12 protein-coding genes are annotated in these 16428 nt (G+C 52.1%); 7 read left to right on the plus strand and 5 right to left on the minus strand.

Annotated elements, in window-relative coordinates:
- Positions 1 to 62: 62 nt before the first annotated feature.
- Complete coding sequence (gene glmS, locus BUB38_RS06345) at positions 63 to 1889, minus strand: glutamine--fructose-6-phosphate transaminase (isomerizing) (RefSeq protein ID WP_073158752.1); 1827 nt, start codon at positions 1887 to 1889, stop codon at positions 63 to 65.
- Positions 1890 to 2016: 127 nt separating this feature from the next.
- On the opposite strand from glmS, the gene BUB38_RS06350 reads away from it, so the two are divergent.
- Both BUB38_RS06350 and BUB38_RS06355 read left to right on the plus strand, forming a co-directional pair.
- A complete protein-coding gene (locus BUB38_RS06350; protein WP_083538093.1) occupies positions 2017 to 2958 on the plus strand; it encodes an FKBP-type peptidyl-prolyl cis-trans isomerase in 942 nt (313 codons plus the stop codon).
- Between the two features lie 155 nt (positions 2959 to 3113).
- Positions 3114 to 4427 carry a M23 family metallopeptidase gene (locus BUB38_RS06355; protein WP_073158755.1) on the plus strand — a complete coding sequence of 438 codons (1314 nt, stop codon included), beginning with the start codon at positions 3114 to 3116 and terminating at the stop codon, positions 4425 to 4427.
- A 6-nt stretch (positions 4428 to 4433) separates the two neighbouring features.
- On the opposite strand, the gene BUB38_RS06360 is transcribed toward BUB38_RS06355, so the two are convergent.
- Genes BUB38_RS06360 through BUB38_RS06370 form a run of 3 tightly spaced genes read right to left on the minus strand, consistent with a single transcriptional unit; the run spans position 4434 to position 8018 of the window.
- Entirely contained in the window at positions 4434 to 5852 is a 1419-nt protein-coding gene (locus BUB38_RS06360) for a S41 family peptidase (RefSeq protein WP_073158758.1), read from the minus strand.
- A gap of 42 nt (positions 5853 to 5894) precedes the next feature.
- Positions 5895 to 7226, minus strand: coding sequence for a S41 family peptidase (locus BUB38_RS06365; protein WP_073158761.1), 1332 nt, complete (start codon positions 7224 to 7226; stop codon positions 5895 to 5897).
- A 39-nt stretch (positions 7227 to 7265) separates the two neighbouring features.
- Positions 7266 to 8018, minus strand: a complete 753-nt coding sequence (locus tag BUB38_RS06370; RefSeq protein WP_073158764.1) for a leucine-rich repeat domain-containing protein — start codon at positions 8016 to 8018, stop codon at positions 7266 to 7268.
- A 302-nt stretch (positions 8019 to 8320) separates the two neighbouring features.
- Between BUB38_RS06370 and BUB38_RS06375 the strand changes: the two genes are divergently transcribed.
- The 4 genes from BUB38_RS06375 (at position 8321) to BUB38_RS06390 (ending at position 13186) form a co-directional block, all read left to right on the plus strand.
- Positions 8321 to 10213 carry an AIPR family protein gene (locus tag BUB38_RS06375; protein ID WP_073158767.1) on the plus strand — a complete coding sequence of 631 codons (1893 nt, stop codon included), beginning with the start codon at positions 8321 to 8323 and terminating at the stop codon, positions 10211 to 10213.
- Positions 10214 to 10450: 237 nt separating this feature from the next.
- Positions 10451 to 12235 carry a fibrobacter succinogenes major paralogous domain-containing protein gene (locus BUB38_RS06380; protein ID WP_073158769.1) on the plus strand — a complete coding sequence of 595 codons (1785 nt, stop codon included), beginning with the start codon at positions 10451 to 10453 and terminating at the stop codon, positions 12233 to 12235.
- Between the two features lie 241 nt (positions 12236 to 12476).
- Positions 12477 to 12884 (plus strand): beta/alpha barrel domain-containing protein, encoded by a 408-nt coding sequence (locus BUB38_RS06385; protein WP_073158772.1) that lies wholly within the window; start codon positions 12477 to 12479, stop codon positions 12882 to 12884.
- A complete protein-coding gene (locus tag BUB38_RS06390) occupies positions 12881 to 13186 on the plus strand; it encodes a hypothetical protein (RefSeq protein ID WP_073158774.1) in 306 nt (101 codons plus the stop codon). The genes BUB38_RS06385 and BUB38_RS06390 overlap by 4 nt, the downstream gene beginning before the upstream one ends.
- Positions 13187 to 13422: 236 nt before the next feature.
- Here the strand turns inward: BUB38_RS06390 and BUB38_RS06395 are convergent, their stop codons facing one another.
- On the minus strand, positions 13423 to 14478 hold the full coding sequence (locus BUB38_RS06395; protein WP_073158777.1) for a PD-(D/E)XK nuclease family transposase: 1056 nt from the start codon (positions 14476 to 14478) through the stop codon (positions 13423 to 13425).
- A gap of 303 nt (positions 14479 to 14781) precedes the next feature.
- On the opposite strand from BUB38_RS06395, the gene BUB38_RS06400 reads away from it, so the two are divergent.
- The gene (locus BUB38_RS06400) at positions 14782 to 16404 is read left to right on the plus strand and encodes an acyl-CoA carboxylase subunit beta (RefSeq protein ID WP_073158779.1); all 1623 of its coding nucleotides are present in this window, start codon (positions 14782 to 14784) and stop codon (positions 16402 to 16404) included.
- Positions 16405 to 16428: the final 24 nt, after the last annotated feature.

Here is a 16428-nt window from a genome sequence, read left to right on the forward strand (position 1 = left end):
AATGAAAAAGCCTCCAGGAAAAATCCTGGAGGCTTCTTTGCAAACTTTTGAGACCCTGCGGATTATTCCACAGTCACGCTCTTGGCCAGGTTGCGGGGCTGGTCCACGTCGTTTCCGCGGAGCACGGCAATGTGGTAAGCCATGAGCTGCAGGGGAATGCAGGTGAGGATCGGCATCAGCATGCTGATGGTCTTGGGAACCTTGATCAGATGGTCGGCGATTTCATCCAGCGGGTGACAATCGTCGGTCGTGATGGCGATAACCTTACCGCCTCGGGCCTTGATTTCACGGACGTTACTGATAACCTTGTCAAAGAGGGCGTCCTTGGGGGCGATGACCACCACGGGCATGTTTTCGTCGATCAGGGCGATGGGGCCGTGCTTCATTTCGGCAGCGGGGTAGCCTTCGGCATGGATGTAGCTGATTTCCTTCAACTTCAGAGCGCCTTCCATAGCAACAGGGTAGTTGTAGTGGCGTCCCAGATAAAGGAAGTTGTTTGCTTTTACATACTTCTGGGCGATGCCTGCAATCTGGTCCGAAAGCTTGAGGGTCTGTTCCACCTGTTCCGGCAATTCCTGCATGGCCTTGACGATGTCTGCACCGCTTTCAAAGCTGAGGCGACGCTGACGGCCCAACAGCAATGCAATCATGGCAAGAACGGTCACCTGGGAAGTAAATGCCTTGGTACTTGCCACACCGATTTCGGGACCGGCGTGCAGATAAACGCCACCGTCGCTTGTACGGGCGATGGTAGAACCAACGCCGTTACAGATGGCAAGAGCGGTGGCTCCCTTCTGCTGGGCTTCCTTCAATGCGGCCAAGGTATCGGCGGTTTCACCGGACTGTGAAATGGCCAGCACCAGGGTGCCCGGCTTAATGATGGGGTTGCGGTAGCGGAACTCGGAAGCGTATTCCACTTCAACAGGAACGCCTGCCAGATCTTCGATCATGTATTCGCCAACCATGCCGGCATAATAGCTGGTACCGCAGGCGGTAATGATAATGCGGTTGATGTTGCGGAGCTCGCGGATGTTGGTGTCGAGGCCTGCAAGCTTTGCGTTGCCTTCGGCGCACAGGAGGCGTCCGCGCATGGTGTTGCGGAGCACTTCGGGCTGTTCAAAAATTTCCTTCAGCATGAAGTGGGCGAAGCCGCCCTTGGCGATGGAGTCCGCATCGAATTCCACATCCTGGACTTCGTGCTGAACCGGCTGGCTCTGGGTGTTCAGCAGGTTGTACTTTTCACGATGGATTTCCACCACGTCGTTGTCGTCCAGATAGACCACCTTCTGGGTGTGGCTGATGATGGCGGAAACGTCACTGGCCAGGAAGAATTCGTTCTGACCGATACCGAGAATCAGGGGGCTACCGCGACGTGCGCCAATCAGAGTATTGGGCTCATCCTTGCAGATGACGGCCAGGCCGAAAGTTCCTTCGATGAGGGAGAGGGCCTTGAGAACCGCTTCCTTCAGGTTGCCCTTGTAGAACTTTGCAATCAGGTGAGTCACCACTTCGGTGTCTGTTTCGGACTTGAACAGGATGCCGTCTGCCTGGAGACGCTTCTTCAGGGAGGCATAGTTTTCGATAATGCCGTTATGGACAATGGAAATCTTGCCGTCAAAGCTCTGGTGGGGGTGGGCGTTCTGTTCGGTGGGGGCGCCGTGGGTGGCCCAGCGTGTGTGGGCGATACCGATGCTTCCGCTTACAGGGGTGGCCTTGAGCTTAGCTTCCAATGCCGAAATTTTGCCCGATGCGCGAACAGTGCTGATTTCATCATTGTCGATGAGGGCGACGCCCGAACTGTCGTAACCACGGTATTCTAGCTTCTTTAGACCGCCAACTAGAATCGGTAAAGCCTCACTTTGCCCAATATACGCGACAATTCCACACATATAAATTCCTTACTTTTTTAATAAAGTGCAATATATGAAAATCTTTTGGTAAAAATGCGTTACAGATTGTCTTTTGAAGCCGCATTTTGTTATTTTTCCACTCGTCTAACAAAAAAAGAGGAATGAAATGAACAAAAAAATGCTTCTTGCTGCAGGTGCAATTGCTCTTGCTATGACTGGTTGTGATCAGCTGTGCCAGGGTTCCGCTCCCGCAAAAAAGACTGCTCTCGTTACTGAAAAGGATAAGTATAGCTACGCTCTCGGTGCTCACTTTGGTAACCAGGCTCACTTCCAGCTGGTGACTCGCGACTCCATCGATCTGGACATCGACGTGTTTATCCAGGCTTTCAAGGAACGCTATAACGAAGATTCCGCAAGCTTCCTGATGAACGATTCCGTTATTTTCCAGACCCTGACCGACCTTTCTCAGTCCCGTCAGAAGGAAAAGGAAATGAAGGATAGCATCGCTGCCGCTAACAACAAGGCTGCTGGTGAAGCTTTCCTCGCTCAGAACAAGACTGCTGAAGGTGTCGTTACCACCGAAAGCGGCCTTCAGTACAAGGTAATTACCGAAGGTACTGGTGCAACTCCTGCCGATGGCCACATCGTCAAGGTTCACTATACCGGTACTCTCCTGGATGGCACCAAGTTCGATAGCTCCGTCGATCGTGGCGAACCTCTGGAATTCCCCATTGGCGCAGTGATTCCGGGTTGGACCGAAATGCTGAAGCTCATGAAGGTTGGCGAAAAGGTTACCGCATGGATCCCCAGCGATATCGCTTACGGTCCCCGTGGTCGTGGCCCGCAGATTCCGGGTAACAGCACTCTCGTGTTCGAAATGGAATTGATCGACACCCACTCTGCTGACGAACCCAAGGCTGAACCCGCAAAGGAAGAAGCAAAGGCTGAAGTGAAGCCCGCTAAGGCTGAAAAGAAGGCTCCCGCCGCTAAGGCTGCAAAGCCCGCAGCTCCCAAGGCTGAAGCTAAGCCCGCTGCAGAAGCACCCGCTGCCGCTGCACCGGCTGCTGCTCCCGCCGCTGCTGCAGAAGCTCCGGCCGCTGCACAGTAATTTGCGCTGAAATCTTTTATGATTTGAGGACCTCTCCAAACAAAGGGAGAGGTCTTTTTTTATCTTGCGCTTGTTAACTGAAATAGCTGCATTTTATGTGATGCTTTTTGAGGGTTCGCAGATTTGACAATGCAGCTTGTATAGTCGAGGTGTTTGTGTTCCGTTTCTTTATAAAATTTGCGGTAGTCATTTGCGTCATCACCCTTTGGGGTTGTAACGAACAGGAAAAGATCCTGCAGTTGCAGGCAGAGGGTGTCGCCCTTCAGGCCAAAATCGATTCCCTGAATCAGGCTATAGAACAGTCCCAGATGCTTCCCGGAAACTGGATTGTAGAAAATGATACGGTCCGTGCTGGCGATGGCTTGTTCCAGGTGCTTTCCCGCATGCATATTAACGAAAAGGAACGCGGCAAGCTGGTGCTTGGCATGCAGGATAGCGTGGAACTTTCCAAGATGCGTGTGGGGCAGGTCTTCTTTGCCGCCCTGGATTCTACAGGCAGCGTTCAGCGATTCCGCTATGCCACTTCTCCCGCCACCATCCACATGATGAGCAAGACGGATTCGGGCTACGTCTATAGCCGTATCGAAAAGCCGGTGACCCGCCGCATGTCTATTTTCGAGGGTGCTCTTACCGAAGGCAGCACCCTGAACGGCACCCTGTTCAAGGTGGGCATTCCTGGCCGCATGGTGGGTATCGTCAGTGGCGTGCTCCAGTGCAAGGTGGCCTTCCCTCTGGCCCGTGCCGGCGACAAGTTCCGTATCCTTCTGGAAGAGACGTTCTATCAGGATTCTATCTGGATTAGCGGCAAGGTGGTCTATGCCGAATTCGACGGTCGCATTGTGGGCCATCACGAAGCCTTCCGCTACGAGGATCCGGATCCCAAGAGTTCCTTTAACGCCCACTATACCGAAAAGGGCGAAGCCCTGGTCTATGACGGTCTGCGTTACCCCTTGGACCGTCTCCACGTAACAAGCCCCTATGGCTCCCGAATTCATCCCATTACAGGCCAGCGCAAGAGCCATCACGGTATTGACTATGGTAACCCCACGGGCACTCCGGTTTATGCCGTGGCCGAAGGTGTGGTCGTGGTTTCGGGTTATGATGATTTAAGCGGTAACAAGATTGCAATCCGCCATCGCGACAATTCCCAGAGCTGGTACATGCACCTGTCTGTTCGCGGTGTAGGTGTCGGTGCCAAGGTGGCTCCCCGTCAGGTTATCGGCCGCGTGGGTAACACCGGTCGTAGCACCGGCCCCCATCTGCACTTCGGTTTCAAGAACGAGAAGGGCGCCTGGATCAATCCCACCAGCAAGACCATGATTGCGACTCCCAAACTGGAAGGGGAACGCCTGGGCCGCCTGCAAAAACAGGTTGCCGAAATCCGTGGAGAAATTGAAAAGACCCTGGCCGCTCCTGCGGTCAAGGCCAATGATACGACGGACGTCATGGTCCGTATGCGAAACCTGTAACAGGTGCTAATTCGCTACTTTCTTGAATCTGAAGCTTCCTGCGCCGCGGCGGATATAGTCGCGGTCAAGAACCTTTGCCTCGCTGCTTTCTCCGGCGGCTTCCTTGTCGAAGTTTCCTGTAGAGACCTTGCCGTAACCGGCTGTTCTTTTTTCTGTGCCTAGGGTGGCAATTTCTACAGCCTTGGCCATTTGCTTGTCGGAGTCGTAGATGAGGTGGTCGGGCTCGATTCCGAAGGAGTGGTATGTTTCCCCGTTCTTGTCAAAGATGTGGGCGTCGGTAATACCGAAGATTCCTCCTGCGAAGGTTTCGCTATAACCCTGGCCGATGCCCTTGCCGTAGGTGGTGGTTCCTACAATGGGGGAGGCCTTGTTGCTGGTAATGTTCATCAACATGATTTCAGAGCAGCTGGCGGTATTCTCGTTGGCCAGGAATACCACATACAGGTCCTTGCCGATGCCGTCGACTTCTGCGTAATCCGTGGTGGTGTCGAATTTTTGAACAATCTTGTTCTGAATTCCGCTTTGAACGGAATCCCAGGTGGCTTCAACGAATGTGGCCAGTTTTTCTCCCTTGGAAAGCAGGTCTGCCGATGCATTTTCGCAGTGTTCGATTGTGCCGCCACCATTGTCGCGCAAGTCGATGATGAGGGATTTGTCGCCGTTGTCTACAATCTTCTGGAGGCGTTCATGGAATTCTCCATAGGTTCCGTATTCGTTTGCGGTAATGTCGGTAAATTCATCGATGGTAATGACAGGGATGCCGCTTTTGTATGCCAGATGGACTGTAGGGGCGTTAAATGAGTCCAGCTGGATCACGGCGGTGTGGGATTCTCCGTCGCGGATGTATGCAATCTTGATGATGTCCAGCTTTTGCCCCTGAATCGCCTCTTCGTAATCGGCCTGGCTTGTGATGGTTCGGTAGTTTACCGCGGTGATGATGTCGCCTTCCTGCAGCCCTGCGAAATAGGCGGGGGAATTGCGGAAGATTTCGGTAAATACCAGTGCGTTGTCGATAACGTCAACCTCGGCGCCGATACCCACGCTTTCTGGAGATTCGGTCAGGGCCTTCATGATGCCGTCAGAGAACTCGGGGTCGTAATAGCGGGTGTACCTGTCGCTCATCTGGTTGTACATGCCGCAGACGTCTGCATAACGAGATGTGCAGGCACCCTTGGAGAAGTCGGCGGTAAAGAGTACCTTGAAGTAGACGTCGGGATCGCTGTTCAGTTCATTTTTGAGGTGGGCGTCGTAATAATAGGCGCTTAACAGAAAATGATTGTACAGGAGTTCCTGGTAATAGATGGATTCCCTGTCCTGGTCCGTGATTTCCTTTGTGGCGCTGCTGCTGTTTTCGGTACAGCCCCACATCAGGAAACCCATGGTCAACGCAGCAATGCTTGCTATAGATAAACTTTTGTTCTTCATTTCATCCTCAAAAAAACTAACCCAGACTTTCTAACCCAACGTTCAAAATATAAGAAAAGGTTCTTCACTTTCTATGAAAGCACCACCGATAGATGGTTTGCTGGGGCTAATGGCCTTCTTCGAAACTTTATCGTCTTCGGAATCGGAGAACTTTTTCCCGTAATATTTTTCTAGGGCTTTCATGCCGCAATTCAAGTCGACGCTTTGACAGGGGTAGTCGGGAATGATTCCGATTTTGTGGTAGGAGTTCCCCTTGGGTGTCAAAAATTCCAGGTTGGTGATAATGGCGAGGCCGCCTGCCATGGTGTTCCAGGTGGTCTGCCCGATGCCCTTGCCGTAGGTAGTGTCGCCGGCAACAGGGATGCCAGCGCCCTCGGCGATGGCTGCAGTAAAGATTTCCGCGCAGCTGGCGCTTCCTCCGTTGACCAGGACCAGGAACTTTCCTTCTTCGCCTGCGTCTCCGGAAATGGCGTTAGATGTATTTGACTTTTTGACAGGAGTCCCGTCGCCGTTAAAAGTTCTCCAGCTTCGGGTAGATATGGGTCCGGACTTTATGAATAGATCCGCCATGTTGACGCACTGGGTTACATGTCCGCCCGGGTTGTTTCTCAGGTCCAGTATTCTGGGCTTGCTGTAATTCCGCGTGGAATCAAGATAGGCTTTCAGTTCGCCATACGATCCCTTTTCCTTGTCGGCGGTAGTTTGTTTGAACTCGGTGATGGTAACCACGATGGTTCCGTCGATTGTGGTATCTACGAAAACGGTGGGGGCGTAAACGTCTTCCTTTTCCATCTTGTAAGAAAGGGTGTCGTCTTCGTAGGCGACCTTCAATTCAATGGACTTGTTGTAATTCAGGATGGAATCGTAGGTGTTGTAGGCGGCGCTATAAGAAAATGTCTCGGTTTGCAGAAGGCTCTTGCCGTTGACTTCCGTGATGTAACCCCAGCGGCGAATTCCTGCGCGCCCTGCAGGGCCATTGGGGTAGACCCGCTTAATGCGCAAGGGGTATGGCTGGTTAGCGTAGAGCACGTATTCCATGCCTAGAGAACCGGGGACGATGCTGGTGTTGATGGAGATGGAAGTCTGCTCGCTCTTGGACGGGGCCACGTATCGGGTGAATGGGTCGTCCAGGACTTCATACAGGGTTTGAACGGAATCCCCTTCCGGTTCCAGTTTTCCCAGTTCCTCTTCGAAGAGGTAGGTCCGTTCCAGCAGCCAGTAATTGTAGGTGTACTCTGTGGGGGCAGGGGTGCTTTCTACGGGGTGCATAAAATCACCGCAACCCCAGAGGTTGGCGATAATAAGCATACCGATAAAAAAAGAAAAAACCGATGGAATGTTCTTCACACCGGTTTCTGTAGAAAGCTTCTGCATAACCCTTTAGTCTTTAACCTTTAATCGCTAAGCTAATGATTACTGGTCGATTTTCAGGTTCTTCTTGTCCAACAGGATGCGAGGAACGCCGCCTTCCATGGGGTTTTCCATGACGGAGATGGTTTCCAGCTTTTCGCATTCGGCCAGGCTTTCGGGCAGGGATTCCAGCTGGTTTGCGTCCAGGACCAGTTCCTTCAGGTTCTTGAGGTTGCCGAATTCAGAAGGAATTGCTCCCAGGCTGTTGCCGGAGATCATGAGAATTTCCAGGGATTCCAGCTTGCCCAGGGTGGCGGGGATGCTGGTGAGATCGTTATTGTCAAGATAGAGTTTTTTCAGCTTGGAGAGCTTGCCCAGAGATGCGGGAATTTCGGCCAGCATGTTGTCGTGGAGACTCAGCTTGGTCACCTTGGTCCAGGAGCCGATTTTGTCGGTCAGGTCCAGCAGCTGGTTCTTGGCGATGTTCACCTGCTGCAGGTTCTTGAGGTTACCTACGGAATCCGGCAGTTCAGACAGGCTGTTGTAACCCAGGTACAGGTGTTCCAGCTGGGTCAATTCGCCAATGGTTTCGGGAAGTTCCATCAGGTCGTTTTCGCTGACGGAAAGCTTTTTAAGGTTCTTGAGCTTGCCGATGTCATCGGGCAGTTCTACCAGCATATTACGGTCTAGAACCAGTTCCTCGAGGGAATCCAGTTCGAACAGTTCCGGAGGGAGCAGACGAATATTCTGCTGCGACAGATCCAGTGATTTGGACTTGTCGGCTTTGGCCTTGGCAATAACATCGAGCAAATTCATAACGTATCTCCTATAGCTTTAATCATAGTATTTTTAAGTTGCGTTGGAGCGACATCGGCCGAAAAAATGCTAAAATCCATCTTACATTTTTCGTACGGTTAGAGGTAATGATTTGAGTGTTTTTCTATAATTAGTGCTCAAATGTTTATGAAAACGTCAATTTTTTTCAAAAAAAATTAAAAGTTTTTTGAAAATTGTGCTCAAAGGGGGGGATTTGAAGCTATTTTTTATATATAAATATGACAAATTGGAAGGTACATCATTAGTACCGGACTTTTTAGTGTATCATACTGAGGAAAAAAATGGAATTGACCAAATCACAGGAACGCCGTCTAGCATTTGTAGCTAGCCTTTTGAGTCTTAACCCTAACGATCCTACCGATCGAATCAAGGCACTTCGGCACCTAAACCTGGATGAAAATGGTTGCTTCCATGGATTCCAATACTCCCAGGGCTTTATGGAATTCTTCATCTTCCTGGATGAAGATACTCCTCTCGAAAAGGTTGTGGCTCACCTGAATGCCGACCTGAAGCAGTTGCAGATCGCCGTGTTCCGTACCAGCGATCCTTCCAATCCGTTCTTCATGTCTCTCCGTGAAGAAGCCGACCCCTGGGCTGTCAACAAGATTTCCGATGATGCCGAAGAAGAAGATTCCGATGCACCGGCAAGCCGCCCCTACATGGAAACTCTGGAAATCACCGTGCTCCGCACCCGCGCCAGCCGCGATATTACCGACTCCGAACTGGAACGTACCCTTAAGGACATGCGCCGTAAGCTTACCCTCTGGAAGGACGAAATCAAGGCCAAGCTGGAAATCGTTGCCGAACACGATGACCTGACCCGCGACTTCCGCTCCGCCGACGACAAGCTTGAAATCGTCATGGAATCCGAACCGCTGCACCTCACCAGCGATCACGGTGAACTCTTCCTCGGTTTCTGCCCCATCCGTACCATTTTCGACTACCATGTTGCATTGGGCAAGCGCCTCAAGACTAAGCACAACATGGCTATCGTCAGCTCCAATATCCGTACCTACCTCGGTAACCTCACTCATACCAACGCAGCCCTTATCGATGCCTTCCAGACCATGGAACGCGCCGACGACCAGAATGTGAACGTGGACGACTTCCCGTTCCTGCACAACGGTATGACCCTTACCGGCGATGACCTGCGCCTGAAGGATCGTGACGGCAAGAAGGTGCTGTTCATTGAACGCCCCAAGATTATTAACGGTGCTCAGTCCCTGTTCACCTACGAACAGTACGCCAAGAAGAGCAAGAAGCCGGTGAACCCCTACGTTCTCGTGAAGGTTGTGGTGCCGTACCCCGGTGCCGATAGCTTCCTGAACCAGGTGACCATGGCTAACAACCGCCAGAACCCGGTATTCAGCTACCACCTGCGCGCTGCAGACGATCTGCAGTTCTTCATCTGGCAGCGTTACCAGGAAGAAGGCTTTACCTATGTCTATAAGGATGGCGTCCGCCTGAAGGCCCGTACCCGTAAGCTGGAAGTCCGTATGCGTCCGGAACTTGCAAAGACCCTGTTCATGATGGATGGCAAGCTTTCTGAATGCCGTTCTTCTGATTGCATCTTCGACAAGGAAACCCTTTACCAGCGTTGCTTCGGCGCCTTCGTCCGCGTGGCTCCCGAAAAGGAACGGGATTTCGTTCGCAAGACTATCGCCTTCACCAAGGCATGGCAGCTCCTGAGCCGTCTGCCCATCAAGATCCGTAAGGTGACCCCGGGTAAGGGCGTGTCTATCGAAGCTAACGACGATAATCCGCTGACCCGCATTACCTGGAACGGCCGTCTTGAAGACAAGTTCATCTTCCGTAGCGCCGTCAAGGACCTGGTCGTGGCTCTGGCCCTCAAGCACTGGCTCATCTACGGTGATCCGATCCAGGACTTCGAATGGCTGGTCGAAAACGAACTGAACTTCAACGATTCTATCCTGAAGTATGCCGCCAAGATCTACACCGACGATCTGAAGGGCATCCTCATCAGCGAATTCAAGGATAACTCCAACTACTACGACACCATCACCACCATCGACAAGGATAGCGGTGAATCTGTGGAACGTCGCCTGTGGAAGGGCTTCTCCAACACGGCCACCTACGAAAAGATGATGGATCTGTTGTGCAAGAAGAACCCCCAGTGGGAAAAGTGCCGCGAAGGTATCGAAGCATTTATTTAGGAAAATGAGGCCGGTCCCCTTGCAGGGTCCCTTTGAGGGATGAGGTCGCACCTTCGGTGCTTTTAGGTAAAAGGCTCCTGGCGAATGCCGGGGGCTTTTTGTGTTTGTGGGATTGGTTTTGGACGTACAGTCCGTTAATACTTGTTTGGGGAGAGGGGCACTGGCAAGGGCCTGTAAATTAAGTTATACTTAACGCATGGTGCGAGTATGCAAACTTGTTCTCGGGGGGTAGATTCGATGAACATAAATTTTTTTGAAATGGTTGCGGTTAAGGCCGGCTTTGTTGCCTTTGCTCTGGCCATGGGTCTTGTGGCCTGTGGCGATGAGGGTTCTACAAATGGACCGTCTAATGGCCATAATGACTCGAGTGCTTCGTTCGTTGAGTCTGAAGGTGATTTGCCTAACTGTACAGAAAGTGGGGATGGTTCTGTTAGCTTTGTTGACGGGACTAAGGAAGGCTTTGTTTGTAAGGACCGTAAGTGGCTTCATTACGATATGATTGTTGACGTTGATGAAAACTTGCCTGGCTGCACGGGGTCAAGAGAAGGCCTGACTGCCTACCTTTATGAAGAAAACCGCGAACTGAAATGTGTAGAAGGTGCCTGGGGGGCTGTTGGCGAAGAGGCTGGCTCGTCTTCTTCTGTCTTCCCGAGTTCTTCTTCAAGTGTCATCCCGGGCACCGCCCCGGAATCTGGCAGCTCCGTTGCTGACAAGGCAAACTGGGCCTACTTGAATCCGAACATTGACTACGGCACCATGACCGACACCCGCGACGGCCAGGTGTACAAGACCGTCACCATTGGCTCCCAGACCTGGATGGCGGAGAATTTGAACTACAATACAAGCAATAGTTATTGCTATGATAATAACGCTAGCAATTGTAGTAAGTATGGTCGCCTGTACACCTGGTCTGCGGCAATGAACGCTTGCCCCTCTGGCTGGCACCTGCCAAGCGATACAGAGTGGAATACTTTGTGGATTGCGGTAGGCGGAACCGGCACCGCCGGTATGAAACTGAAGTCCACCAGTGGCTGGTCTGGTGGTGGTAACGGAACTGATTCCTTCGGCTTCGCTGTTCTGCCGGCGGGCCGCCGCAGCTACGGCGGCTATTTCAGCACCGAGGGCGACCGCGCGAGCTTCTGGAGTTCTTCTGAGTTCAGTTATTACTACGCGTACGATTGGTACTTCTACTACGACTACGACGACGTGAACAGGTCCCACGACAATAAGGATACCGGTTTTTCCGTACGTTGCCTCAAGGACTCGTCTCCCGCCAGTGGCGAAGCCACCTCCTCCTCCAGTTCGCAGACGCAGCCAACGAGCTCCTCCTCCAATGTCATTCCGGGCTTCGACCCGGAATCTAGCAGTTCCAGCGTCAAGTATGGTTCGCTAACCGATTCCCGCGATGGTCAAACATACAAGACCGTCACCATAGGTACCCAGACTTGGATGGCCGAGAACCTGAACTATGCCTATAAGGGCGTGAAGTTCAACTATAGCGTCGGCACCTCCGACTCCACCAGCTGGTGCAACGGCAACAAGGCTTCCAACTGTGACAAGTACGGTCGCCTGTACACCTGGAGCGCCGTGATGGATAGCGCCGCCCAGTTCAGTGTGAACGCAGGTACCAAGTGCGGCTACGGTAAGACCTGTACACCTAACAGCCCCCACCGAGGCATTTGCCCCGAGGGCTGGCATGTGCCCACGAACGAGGAGTACAGTACCCTGTACACCTACATAGGTGGATCCAGCGCTACCGGTTCGTTGTTGAAATCTACCAGCGGCTGGAGCAATAGCGGTAACGGTACCGACAAGTATGGTTTCTCGGTGCTCCCCGCCGGTTTCAGGTTCGGCAATGGCGTTTTCGACTTTGGGGACTACGACGCCTACTTGTGGTCTGCCTCTGAGGACGATAGCGACGACGCGTGGTACCAGGACTTCTACTACGGTCGCGACTACGCGCTCCAGTACGGCGGCAGCAAGGACAGCGGTCGAAGTTTGCGTTGCCTCAAGGACTCGTAAGGCGAATCCTGCACGAAAAAGCTTGCTTTTTCGTAAAGGTGAGCCGCAGAGTCCTGCGCGATGCGCCAGGACTCGTCCTAACCAGGCCCAACGGGCCATAAAACAAGGTGCCGTAGGCACCACAACAAGCGGCGCGAGCCGCCCCCCCCAAAAAAAAGAAGCCTCCCGGGCGTAAGCCCCAAGGCTTCTTTTTATATACAAAGGAATAAAATGGAAAAACTCGCTATACACAAATCCCCGAGTGCTTGAAATCGAAACCGGCAACACGAAAATAATACACATGTACTTGCGCAGGGCTCACTACCATGTGTTTGAACAAAGCGCAAGCCTGTTTCAACAATATATCGCCAAGTACAAGGTGGTGCTTACCGTTCCAAAGAACGTGGGGCGCGAAGTCTTGTTTATTGGCTTTGGTATGAACCTTCTTGAAAAGGTCAAGGGTATTGCCGAAAAGCAAGGCTATACCCTGAAGGTGCTGGATAAAACCCATGTGGTTATAGAGGACTTGCCTGTACTGGAAAACTTTGCAGAGTGGCGGCGGAAAGTCATGGTTAGTGCCGAGTTCGACTACAATAAACGACTTTTGCAGAAGGGCTTGCCTAACAATATTATTACAACGAAAAAACGAAGTTTGTCTATTCTACCATGATCTCGGTACGTGAGCTGTGTTCCGTCATATTTGAACTTACCGCAGTGATTCCCGCCAAGCAACGGCCTGTGTATGGCGACCGACTCCGGGAACTGACCATGCGACTTCACGAGGAACTGTTTGTAACAGTGGAGCGCGCAAAGAAGGAAATTGATAAAATAAAGATTTATGAGTGGCTCGTCCGGATTCAGGGCGGGCTGATTTTTTTGAAGGATATGTGCCAGTTCAAGAATGCCTGCTGGGTTCATGCCTTGGAAGTTGTAAATAGACTAAAGCAGGATTTGTATGGTGTCAAAAAGTAAACTCAAGAAGGACTTGGTATCTGCTTATCTTAGCGCCTGCAAGCACAAGCGTCGTAAGAAGTATGTTGGTGAATTTCTTAAAAATTTTGAACAAAATATCGATGACTAGTAAACAATTTGTGCTTGGGATTTTTGTCAGAAATGATATTGCGTCCTCGCAAAAAAAAAGCTAGCCTAGCATAACACCCCAAAAAAAGAAACTCCACCCGCACGATGCAGATGGAGCTTGATTTTTTTTACTTTCCCTGCAGGTTCTTCTGGATTTCTCGCACCCGATCAATCGAAACATCGTTGTCTTCTGCGATTTCATCCAGGGTGAGCTTGCCTCGCTTTAAAGCCTTGATGACCGCCTCGGTCCGAGCTTCGTCCTTACCTTCTGCACGGCCTTCAGCACGGCCTTCAGCACGACCTTCTGCGTGTCCTTCGGCAAGTCCCTTTTCAAAGCCTTTTGCAAGCCCTTCGTTGATGGCGTCGTCGATGCAACAGTCGATGTCGTACTGAGTAGTCATGGAAAAAGCCTGCCTTTCTAGAACTTCCTTGGGGGTCCTGCGGATGCGCAACCGCTCGTAGGCGTCGCGGATGGCGCCCTGGGCGGTGCTGGGAATTTCGTCGCGGCTGCCGCAGTTGTTGATGAAGTCCATCCATTCCCGCTCCCTTTCGGGAACGTCCTTGGCGGCTTCCAGCTTCGGCAACTTAATGAAAATATAGTTCAAAACATCGCTTACGGGCAAGGCGTCCTTGTTTCCCAGGTCGCTCTTGCGGTAGATTGCCCAGGTGTCGCGGTAGTCCTTGTTACCGTCGGTGGCGTTCTCGCAGATCCAGATGCTGTATATCTTGGGCATGCGATAACGTTCTGCGAGGGAGAGTTCGCGGCGGCGCTTCTGAAGGGAAAGAAGTTCTTCGCGGTGGGCCTCGGCGGCCATGACGGCTCCGTACAGAACGACGCGATCCTTAAAGTGAGTGTGACCGTATCTCTGCATCTCTACGTCGATGTATTCGCCCTTCTTGGTCTTGGCGTGAACATCGACACCGACGATGTCGTCGCTGGGGTAGATGACCGCCAGGTCGCGGTTCATGTGCTCAACCTCTGTAATGGCATCCTCGTCGTTGCGACGGAGGACTGCGTTCAGGAAGTCCATCAGGATTTCCTTGTCCTCGAAAAGCCTGACGAAGGCGGTGTTCTCCTTCGCGGAAAGGAAAGTGGATTGACGCAGCAGCTCCGGAATTTCCTGTTCCGGAAGGTCCTGGTTCAAAATGACGCCGAAGTCGGCGCGTGATCCCAATGCTATCATGGGATACCTCTTGAGAAAAAGTTTAACGATATGGTGCCGACCTCAATTTTTCGTTGAAATCGGGGGCCCTACGTTACACACTCAGGAAGCGCTTTCCCAGGTACCCTGCGGCGTCCTTCCTTCGGTCAAGTTGAAGGCGAAGTGCCGCGAGCAGCAAGCAGAGAGTTAATGGCCGCGCACGAATGCCGGATGAGAATAGGCTGAATATAGTAAAATACTCTAAAGATGGCGTTTTTTGTTGACCGCTTTTACAGCGTTTTTTATCTTTGTTTGCGAAAATTTTACACAAGGGGTTCTTACAGTATGTGGAACGAAAAACATTTGAACAGACTGAATGAGTACCTGAGCCAGGCTCAGGCTGCTGGTGGCGCTGCCCGTATCGATAAGCAGCACCAGTCCGGCAAGTATACTGCTCGCGAACGTATGGAAATGCTGTTCGACGCAGGTACTTTCGTGGAAGTTGGCGCTCTCCGCAAGTCCAGCAACCGCGTTCTCAAGGAAAGCAAGGTCATCCTGGGTGATGGCGTCGTTACCGGTTACGGCAAGGTGAATGGCCGTCTGGTATTCGCTTCTTCTCAGGACTTTACCGTTGGTGGTGGCGCTCTCGGTCAGTGCCATGCCGAAAAGATTTGCCGCGTCATGGACATGGCTGTTGAAGCCGGTTGCCCGTTCGTTGCTATGAACGACTCTGGTGGAGCTCGTATTGACGAAGGCGTGTTCTCCCTGGCTGGCTATAGCGCTATCATGGCTCGTAACGTTTGGGCTTCTGGTGTTATTCCCCAGATCGCCGTGATTATGGGCCCCTGTGCTGGTGGTGCCTGCTATTCTCCGGCTCTGTCTGACTTCATCTTCATGACTCAGTCCACTTCCCAGATGTTCCTCACTGGCCCCGCTGTGGTTAAGCAGGTCATGGGCGAAAACATCACCGCTGCCGAACTGGGTGGCGCTCCGGTGCATACCGCAAAGTCCGGTGTGGCTCACTTCATGTTCGAAGATGACGTAAAGACTTTGGAAGGCGTTCGCAAGCTCCTTTCTTACCTGCCCCAGGGCAACAAGTGCAAGCCCGTTCCCGCTGCAGAACAGCTGGAAGAAAAGGCTGACGAAAAGGGCATCAAGAAGCTCTTCAAGAAGTTCCTGAACAAGCAGGAAGCTACCTGCGAAACTGCAGAAGATAAGAGCGCAACTATCCAGGACATCGTTCCGGATAACTATAAGCAGGCTTACGACGTTAGCGCCGTGATTGCCGCTTTCGCTGACGCTGACAGCTTCTTCGAAGTTCAGAAGGACTGGGGCAAGAACGTGGTGATCGGTTTCGCTCGCCTGAACGGTGAAGTGATCGGTATCGTGGCTAACCAGCCCAAGGTCCTGGCTGGTTCTCTGGATGTTGATGGTTCCTCCAAGGCTGGCCGCTTCGTTCGCTTCTGCGACGCTTTCAACATTCCTCTGCTGGCTCTCGTAGACGTTCCGGGTTACATGCCTGGTAGCAAGCAGGAATACTCTGGCATTATCCGCCACGGTGCAAAGCTCCTGTACGCCTTTGCCGAAGCAACCGTTCCTAAGGTTACCCTCATTCTCCGTAAGGCCTTCGGTGGTGCTTACATCGCCATGAACTCCAAGGACGTGGGTGCAGACTATGTCTTCGCTCTGCCTATTGCTCAGGTGGCTGTGATGGGTGCAGAAGGTGCTGTTGAAATCATCAACAAGAAGGAAATCACTGCTGCACCGGATCCGGTTGCCGCACGTGCCGCTTGCATCGCCAAGTACGAAGACGAATTGATGAACCCCTACGTTGCCGCTGCCATGGGCGTGGTTGACGAAGTCATCAAGCCGGAAGACGTACGTAAGCGCCTTGTGGGTGCCTTCGACGCTCTGAAGACTAAGGATCAGAAGCGTTTGTGGAAGAAGCACGCTAATATTCCGCTGTAAGTGAAATAAGGCCGATAAAGATCG

The organism is Fibrobacter sp. UWH5, assembly GCF_900142505.1.
Lineage (GTDB): Bacteria > Fibrobacterota > Fibrobacteria > Fibrobacterales > Fibrobacteraceae > Fibrobacter.

Excerpts from the sequence above, each read along its gene's own strand:
- glmS (WP_073158752.1), bottom strand. The coding sequence starts at position 1,889 with ATGTGTGGAATTGTCGCGTATATTGGGCAAAGTGAGGCTTTACCGATT.
- BUB38_RS06350 (WP_083538093.1), top strand. The coding sequence starts at position 2,017 with ATGAACAAAAAAATGCTTCTTGCTGCAGGTGCAATTGCTCTTGCTATG.
- BUB38_RS06400 (WP_073158779.1), top strand. The coding sequence starts at position 14,782 with ATGTGGAACGAAAAACATTTGAACAGACTGAATGAGTACCTGAGCCAG.
- BUB38_RS06370 (WP_073158764.1), bottom strand. The coding sequence starts at position 8,018 with ATGAATTTGCTCGATGTTATTGCCAAGGCCAAAGCCGACAAGTCCAAA.
- BUB38_RS06395 (WP_073158777.1), bottom strand. The coding sequence starts at position 14,478 with ATGATAGCATTGGGATCACGCGCCGACTTCGGCGTCATTTTGAACCAG.
- BUB38_RS06375 (WP_073158767.1), top strand. The coding sequence starts at position 8,321 with ATGGAATTGACCAAATCACAGGAACGCCGTCTAGCATTTGTAGCTAGC.
- BUB38_RS06390 (WP_073158774.1), top strand. The coding sequence starts at position 12,881 with ATGATCTCGGTACGTGAGCTGTGTTCCGTCATATTTGAACTTACCGCA.
- BUB38_RS06360 (WP_073158758.1), bottom strand. The coding sequence starts at position 5,852 with ATGAAGAACAAAAGTTTATCTATAGCAAGCATTGCTGCGTTGACCATG.
- BUB38_RS06365 (WP_073158761.1), bottom strand. The coding sequence starts at position 7,226 with ATGCAGAAGCTTTCTACAGAAACCGGTGTGAAGAACATTCCATCGGTT.
- BUB38_RS06380 (WP_073158769.1), top strand. The coding sequence starts at position 10,451 with ATGAACATAAATTTTTTTGAAATGGTTGCGGTTAAGGCCGGCTTTGTT.